Raw genomic sequence first — 7,325 nt, forward strand, 5'->3', positions numbered from 1 at the left:
GACAACACCCCCTCCTGGGCCGAGGAATACGTCTTCTCCCAAACATTCGGCATCGCCCCCGACACAGCTGGCCTCGAAGTCATACATGCCGCCATGCCCGTGGATGAAAATGTCCGCGAATCCTATATCGCCCACTACAGCGCGGGCCGGGTTCCTTCCCTCATCGCTAAATCCTGGGCCTGTTATTGGTGCGCCCTGGGATGTCTAACGCCCGGGGACTACAGGCTCATCTGTCCTGACTGTCCGAGTGATGTGCAAAAGACAGCCAAGGAAATAGTGGACCCGGAGCACTTCGTCTTGAGAAGGACTGCCCCAATCTTCTGATTTAGGTCTTTCGATAACGCACCTCGAACGACGACATCGCATGATCGGGGAATACGACTGGAAACACTCGGACTTTGAGATATTGAAACTTGGGCAATCGGCCTGAGAGGAAAACGGCCCGGACGGAATCACCGTTCTGGCCGTTTTCTTTAGCGACCTGTTCCGGATTCGTCGGGCGACAGGGTTGGCCGACAGTGTTCCAACGGCCATGACCATTTCAAAAATTAGAAATATTGAGATTTTGTGAGTATATTTGAATTTTTATAAGAATAATTAACTATAAATGATATGATCTTGTTTAATCAATTACAGATCGATTTTATCGTTGATTTCAGTCTTTGCCTTTATTCGATCCATGCCTATCATGCCGACTTGTTAGCACTCATGGCCAACGAGTGCTAACAATCCACTCGCACAATCATAAAAATCGGAGGTAGACATGAAACTGAAACCTTTGCACGACCGGATCCTGGTCAAGCGTCTCGAGGAAGAAGAAAAGACCAAGGGCGGAATCATCATTCCCGACAGCGCCAAGGAAAAGCCCATCAAGGGAGAAATTCTGGCCGTTGGCCCCGGCAAGGTCGCCGACGACGGAAAGCGGGTCGCCATGACCGTCAAGGCTGGCGACAAGGTCATCTTCAATAAGTACGCCGGAACCGAGATCAAGATCGATGGTGCCGAGCAGCTCATCATGCGCGAGGACGACGTTCTGGCCATCATCGAGGCCTAGTTCCGGTCCTGCCCGTTTCAATCAAGAATCATAAATACAAGACAAGGAGAGACACATGGCTGCCAAAGTCATTCTATTCGACGCCAAGGCTCGTGAAAAATTGAAAAAAGGTGTGGACGTCCTGGCCGATGCCGTCAAGGTCACTCTGGGACCCAAGGGCCGCAACGTGGTCATCGAGAAGTCCTTCGGTTCTCCGGTCATCACCAAGGACGGCGTGACCGTGGCCAAGGAAATCGAGCTGGAAGACAAGTTCGAGAACATGGGCGCCCAGATGGTCAAGGAAGTCGCTTCCAAGACCTCCGATGTCGCTGGTGACGGTACCACCACGGCCACCATCCTGGCCCAGTCCATCTTTGCCGAAGGCGTCAAGCTCGTGGCCGCCGGCCGCAACCCCATGGCCATCAAGCGTGGCGTCGACAAGGCCGTCGTGGCCGTTGTCGCCGAACTCGAAAAGCTGGCCAAGCCCACCCGTGATCAGAAAGAAATCGCCCAGGTCGGCACCATCTCCGCCAACAACGATTCCACCATCGGCAACATCATTGCCGAGGCCATGAACAAGGTCGGCAAGGAAGGCGTCATCACCGTGGAAGAGGCCAAGGGCTTCGACACCACTCTGGACGTGGTCGAGGGCATGCAGTTCGACCGCGGCTACCTCTCCCCCTACTTCGTCACCAACGCCGACAAGATGACCTGCGAGATGGAGGATCCGCTGATCCTCATCAACGAGAAAAAGGTCTCCAACATGAAAGACCTTCTGCCCGTGCTCGAGCAGGTGGCCAAGGCCGGACGGCCCCTGGTCATCATCGCCGAGGACGTCGAGGGCGAGGCCCTGGCCACCCTGGTGGTCAACAAACTCCGCGGCACCCTGCAGGTGGCCGCCGTCAAGGCCCCCGGCTTTGGCGAGCGCCGCAAGGCCATGCTCCAGGACATCGCCACCCTGACTGGTGGCCAGGTCGTGTCCGAGGATTTGGGTATCAAGCTCGAGAGTCTGACCCTCGACGACCTGGGCAATGCCAAGCGCGTGGTCATCGACAAGGAAAACACGACCATCGTTGACGGCGCCGGCAATTCCGAGGCCATCAAGGCCCGGGTCAAACAGATCCGCAACGAGATCGACGAGACATCCTCCGACTACGACCGCGAAAAGCTCCAGGAACGCCTGGCCAAGATCGTCGGCGGCGTGGCCGTCATCAATGTCGGTGCCGCCACCGAGACCGAGATGAAGGAAAAGAAGGCCCGCGTCGAGGACGCCTTGAACGCCACTCGCGCAGCCGTCGAGGAAGGAATCGTCCCCGGCGGCGGCGTCGCTCTCCTCCGGGCCGAAAAAGCCCTGGAGAAGATCAAGCCCGCCGACGACGACGAGGCCGCCGGCGTCGAAACCGTCCGCAGGGCCTTGGAGGCTCCCCTCCGCCAGATCTGCGTGAACACCGGGTTCGAGGGTGCCGTGGTCGTGGCCAAGATTCGCGAAGGCAAGGATAGCTTCGGCTTTAACGCCGCCACCAGCGAATTCGAGGACCTGATCAAGGCCGGAGTCATCGATCCCAAGAAGGTCACCCGCACGGCCCTGCAGAATGCCGCTTCCGTGGCCTCCCTGCTCCTGACCACCGAGGCCGCCATCGCCGAGAAGCCGGAAGATAAAAAGGACATGCCCGCCATGCCGGGCGGCGGAATGGGCGGAATGGGCGGAATGTACTAGTCGAATCGACGAAATACGCCCTCCGAGAAACCAAAAGGGGGCCGGGAAAGCCCGGCCCCCTTTTTCGTTGTCGCGCAAGGATTACCGGTTCTGGACCAAATAGACTCCGATCAGGATGAACAGCACGCCCAGAATGCGGGAAAGGCTGACCGGGTTGGCCTGGTAGCCGAGGACACCGAAATGGTCCAAGGCCAGTGAGGCGCTCATCTGTCCGGCCACCACCAGGGCCACCATGGCCGTAGCCCCGAGCCTGGGGGCCAGAAATGTCACCGCGGCCACGAAAAAGGCTCCCAGACATCCCCCAAACCAGACCCACCACGGAGCGGACCGCGCCGCCGCCCATCCCGGACCGAATCCCGTCCAGATTGAGACGTACGCGATGAGGGTCAGGGTTCCCACTGCAAAGGAAACCGTCGAGGCCAGGACTGCAGAACCCAGATATCCGGCCAAACGAGCATTCACCCCGGCCTGGGCGGGCAAGGTGAACCCGGCCGTCACAGCCATGGCTATCAGGAACAGGGTGGTCTTCACGTCGTTCTCCTTGGCAGGGCGAGATTCTCCAGCTCCGCCGGAACGGGAAAAAGGGGATACATGATTTTCCCTCCGCTGGGCGAGAACCTCTGCTTGCGCCGTAACAATTTGATGGCCTTCAGATTCCGGCTGCCGATGGGATCCTGCCGGACCACGTCCGAACCTCGCCCGGCCTCCAAAACATCCACCACACACCGCAGAGACAAGTCGAGCATCTCGGCCAGAAAGGATTCGTCTCCGGCCGTGGACAGGTGGCCTTTCAGCAGCCACAGCCCGTTCTTCCACGACTTGGTTGCCAAAATGGACAATCCTCCCCTGAACAAGCGCTTACGGACCTCAAAAGGAAGCCGCCGTTTTCCGACTGCCTCCAGGAGAATCTTGTCGGCCTCGCCCAGGCCCAGCCGGAACAGAGATTGGGCCTGGTCGGCCACTCTGGGAACCTTCATGTCGGCCTGGGCCTCCACATAGGTGTGGCTGAATTTGCCCCCGGCCGGCGTGAAGCAGAGCATGTTGGGCACAAAGCAATTGTGGGCCACCACGTCCGCCCCCAAGTGGGAGAGATAACCCAGGGCAAAGGCCCGGAGAAAGGGCTCGCTGGCCTCGTCCAGAAGACGGAAACCAACGGCCCAGTTGTGGCTATGGCCTGGATTGAACCGGCTGCCCTTGCCGATGAAGATGTCCGCACTCAGGGCTCCGTAGAGAAAGGCCGTCGGATACCCTCGCATAATCTTGTAGATCGGAGCCGACAGGGCCAGTGCCCCGGTCAGGAGCTCGTTGCCCAGTGCCAGATGGACGCCCGGCCCCCAGGCCAGGGCCGGGTCCGGCCAGAGGACGAGAATCAGGACCAGGGGCAAACCCCGAGAAATCATTAAAAACACTGTCCGAATCACAGCAACGGGGCCACCATCCGCACCAACCCTTCGGCCATCTCCCGGGCCGGGCCGGCCTCCCTAGGCTCCAAAGGCCGACAATGGGCCAGAACCTGGGTTTTGACCCATTCCTCCACGGCCAGGACTTCCTCCCGTGAATAGACTAGGAGCATGGCTTCGTAGTTCAAAAACAGGCTGCGCATATCCATGTTCGCCGAGCCCACCTGGGCCACAGCCTCGTCCTGGATGACAACCTTGGCATGGAGCATGCCCGGGGTGTAGGCCATGACCCGGGCCCCCGCCTCCTGGATCTCACGCATGTACGTGGATCGGGCCACGTCTGCCAGAAAATGGTTGGATCGTTCCGGCACGATGAGCCGCACGTCCACCCCCCGGTGGGCGGCCAAGCGCATGGCCTGAGCCAGAGGATCATCGGGCACGAAATACGGTGTGACCACCCAGAACCGCTCCCGGGCCGAGAAGATGGAAGACAGGACCGCGTCGTAGAAGGGATCCCCGTCCACATCCGGGCCACTGGGAACCACCTGGACCACGGCTTGTCCTGCGTCAATTGCGGAATGGTCCGGGTTCCGGAGATCAAAATTGGACCCTCCGGCGAACATCCAGTCCAGCCGGAAAATCTCTGTATAGTGGCGCACGGCTGGCCCACTCAGGACAAAGGACAAATCCTTCCAACGATGGGCAATGGGCTGGGGACCGATGTATTCTTCGGCCAGATTCGTCCCCCCAGCCAGAACCGTCTCTTCGTCAACGACTACAATCTTGCGGTGGTTTCGCAAATTGGCCTGCCCCCGAAAAGGCAAATGAAGGACCGGCATGAAAAAGGCCACCTCCCCTCCGGCAGCCTTCAGGGGGCGGAGGAGCAATTTGGGTAGATGCAGGTTGCCCAAATCGTCCAGAAGAAGACGAACCCGAACCCCTCGGGCCGCAGCCTTGGTCAAAAGAGCCAAAACCTCCCGTCCCACGGGCCCCCGGCCCAGGATAAAGGTGGCCACGGACACGCTCTCCCTGGCTCCTTCGATAAGGGTCTTCAACCGTTTGAAGACCTCTTCACCGTCCTGGCAGAGTTGGAGATTGTTCCCCTCGGTGGCCCTAGGCAGACCGTAGGTCTGGAGCAGGCGGTCCAGCTGGATCGACTCGTTGGGCAGGGACTGGGGTCCGGCATGATCCTTGAGCTTGATCCTGGCCTTCTTGTGAGCCTCCTTGCGCATCTTCCGCCCCCCGAACATGACGTACAGGGGCACGCCCACATAGGGCATAAGAACAATCACCAGCAGCCAGGCGATGGTTCCCGATGGAGACCTGCGCTGCCGAATGATGTGTCCCACCAGTGCCGCGGCAAAAAGAAAACCGGCCACCAAAAGCACATGCCCGAGAACCAGTTCCCATTCATGACCAACGAAGGCCCATTCCCTGAACATTGTTCCACGCTCCCTGCTTCGAATCCATGCCGGCGACTCCGCCTTGCCTGCCGACCCGGCTTTCTCTATTGATACTTCATTTCCGAAGGGGAATAAAGGCCAAGCCTCGGCCCCGCACCGGACCATCCGGGCACCATCATGAAAAGAAAGAGAATCCTCATCATCTCCACCGGCGGAACCATTGGAATGCGTCGTACCAGCCGTGGATTTGCCCCCGAACCCGGTTTTCTAGCCGAGCAAATGGCGACCATGTCCGAACTCGGTCACCCCCTGATGCCCGAGTACTCCATCCACGAATTCGACCCCATCCTCGATTCGGCCGAGATGGGGCCCCGGGATTGGAATCGCATAGTCCAGGGCCTCTCCCGGAACTATGCTGATCATGACGGGTTCGTGGTCATCCACGGCACAGATACCATGGCCTACACAGCCTCGGCCCTGGCCTTCATGCTCGAGGGACTGGCCAAGCCGGTGATCCTGACCGGATCCCAGATTCCTTTGTGCGAGGTCCGCAATGACGCCCGTGACAATCTCATCACCTCCATGTTCTTGGCCGCCAACCATGACCTGCCCGAGGTCTGCATCTGTTTCGGCGGACGAATTCTCAGAGGCTGCAGAAGTGTGAAGGTCGATGCCGACGCTCTGGATGCCTTTGCCTCGCCCCGGTTCCCGGATCTGGGAACCGCTGGACGGAATATCCGTCTCCGATCCGATCTGATCCGCCCCGCCCCCGAACCGGGCACTCCATTGAAGACCATTCCGATGCTTGAAGCCATGGTCGGAGCCTTCCGACTCTTTCCAGGCATCTCGGCTGATTTCGTCGAGAACATTCTGGATCGACCCCTCAAGGGCCTGATCATCGAAACCTTCGGAGTAGGCAACGGACCGTCTCGAAACGAACGGTTCATCCAGGCCTTGAAAAAAGGTTGTGACCGGGGAACCGTTATCGTCAACTGCTCCCAATGCCTGCGCGGCCGGGTCGAACCTCATGGCTACGCCACTGGATCGGCCCTGACCCGGGCCGGGGTTGTCAGCGGCGGCGACATGACCGCCGAAGCCGCCCTGACCAAGCTCATCCTCCTGTTCAGCCGAGATCTTTCCCCCGACCAAGTCAAGACCGTCTTGCAATTCGATCTCCGGGGCGAGATGACCCCGGACACGACCGTCACCGAGTTCGGAGACCGTCTTGACATCCCCGACCTTTTGAGATTGAAAGACACCCATGCGCCATGATCTGCACTCTCCCCGGGCCATCCGCCACTTGTGGCGGCCTTTCTCGCTGCCTGCGGCCGGGTGCTAATAAACACCGGATACTTCCGTCACCCAAGGCCGCAGGCGAAAAGCCGGCGGCCTTTTTTTGTTCCGAAAACGAGTCGTCCAAAAACAAGTCCGTCCAAGGAGACCCCATGTCCAGAACAGCCCTACTTTTCCTACTTGTGGCCCTCGTTGCCTCGTTCCCGGCCCCGGCCATGTCCGCCGGAGATGTTACCCAGCTCCGATACGCCAACTTTCCCCCGGCCTCGACCTTTCCCTGTGTCCAGATGGAACGCTGGAAGGTCGAGGTCGAAAATCGAACCGAAGGCCGGATCGCCGTACAGACCTTCCCAGGTGGAACCCTCCTTGGTGCCAAGGATATGTTCCGGGGCGTCCAGATGGGTCAGACCGACATCGGCTGCGTAGGCCTGGCCTACCAACCCGGCGTCTTCCCGGTCAGCAGTGCCGTCGAACTTCCC

The 7,325-nt window shown here is 59.5% G+C and carries 7 protein-coding genes; 4 read left to right on the top strand and 3 right to left on the bottom strand.

All coding sequences use genetic code 11. The features are described 5' to 3' along the window. The first annotated feature begins 763 nt into the window (after positions 1-763). Positions 764-1,054 carry a co-chaperone GroES gene (locus EOM25_10795; protein NCC25663.1) on the top strand — a complete coding sequence of 97 codons (291 nt, stop codon included), beginning with the start codon at positions 764-766 and terminating at the stop codon, positions 1,052-1,054. 55 nt (positions 1,055-1,109) lie between these two features. After that, entirely contained in the window at positions 1,110-2,750 is a 1,641-nt protein-coding gene (gene groL, locus EOM25_10800; protein ID NCC25664.1) for a chaperonin GroEL, read from the top strand. Positions 2,751-2,831: 81 nt separating this feature from the next. On the opposite strand, the gene EOM25_10805 is transcribed toward groL, so the two are convergent. From EOM25_10805 to cls, 3 genes are read right to left on the bottom strand one after another with little or no spacing between them, the layout of a single operon-like run. After that, positions 2,832-3,254, bottom strand: a complete 423-nt coding sequence (locus EOM25_10805) for a DMT family transporter (GenBank protein NCC25665.1) — start codon at positions 3,252-3,254, stop codon at positions 2,832-2,834. A gap of 23 nt (positions 3,255-3,277) precedes the next feature. Then, a complete protein-coding gene (locus tag EOM25_10810; GenBank protein ID NCC25666.1) occupies positions 3,278-4,150 on the bottom strand; it encodes a hypothetical protein in 873 nt (290 codons plus the stop codon). Between the two features lie 17 nt (positions 4,151-4,167). Beyond that, positions 4,168-5,592: a cardiolipin synthase gene (gene cls, locus EOM25_10815; GenBank protein NCC25667.1), complete on the bottom strand. Its 1,425-nt coding sequence runs from the start codon at positions 5,590-5,592 to the stop codon at positions 4,168-4,170. 138 nt (positions 5,593-5,730) lie between these two features. Here cls and EOM25_10820 point away from each other — a divergent pair, with 138 nt between their 5' ends. Both EOM25_10820 and EOM25_10825 read left to right on the top strand, forming a co-directional pair. Continuing rightward, a complete protein-coding gene (locus EOM25_10820; protein ID NCC25668.1) occupies positions 5,731-6,825 on the top strand; it encodes an L-asparaginase 1 in 1,095 nt (364 codons plus the stop codon). Positions 6,826-6,998: 173 nt separating this feature from the next. Next, the coding region (locus EOM25_10825) for a C4-dicarboxylate ABC transporter substrate-binding protein (GenBank protein NCC25669.1) at positions 6,999-7,325 on the top strand (327 nt) is incomplete at its 3' end.

The organism is Deltaproteobacteria bacterium (assembly GCA_009929795.1).
Lineage (GTDB): Bacteria > Desulfobacterota > Desulfovibrionia > Desulfovibrionales > Desulfomicrobiaceae > RZZR01.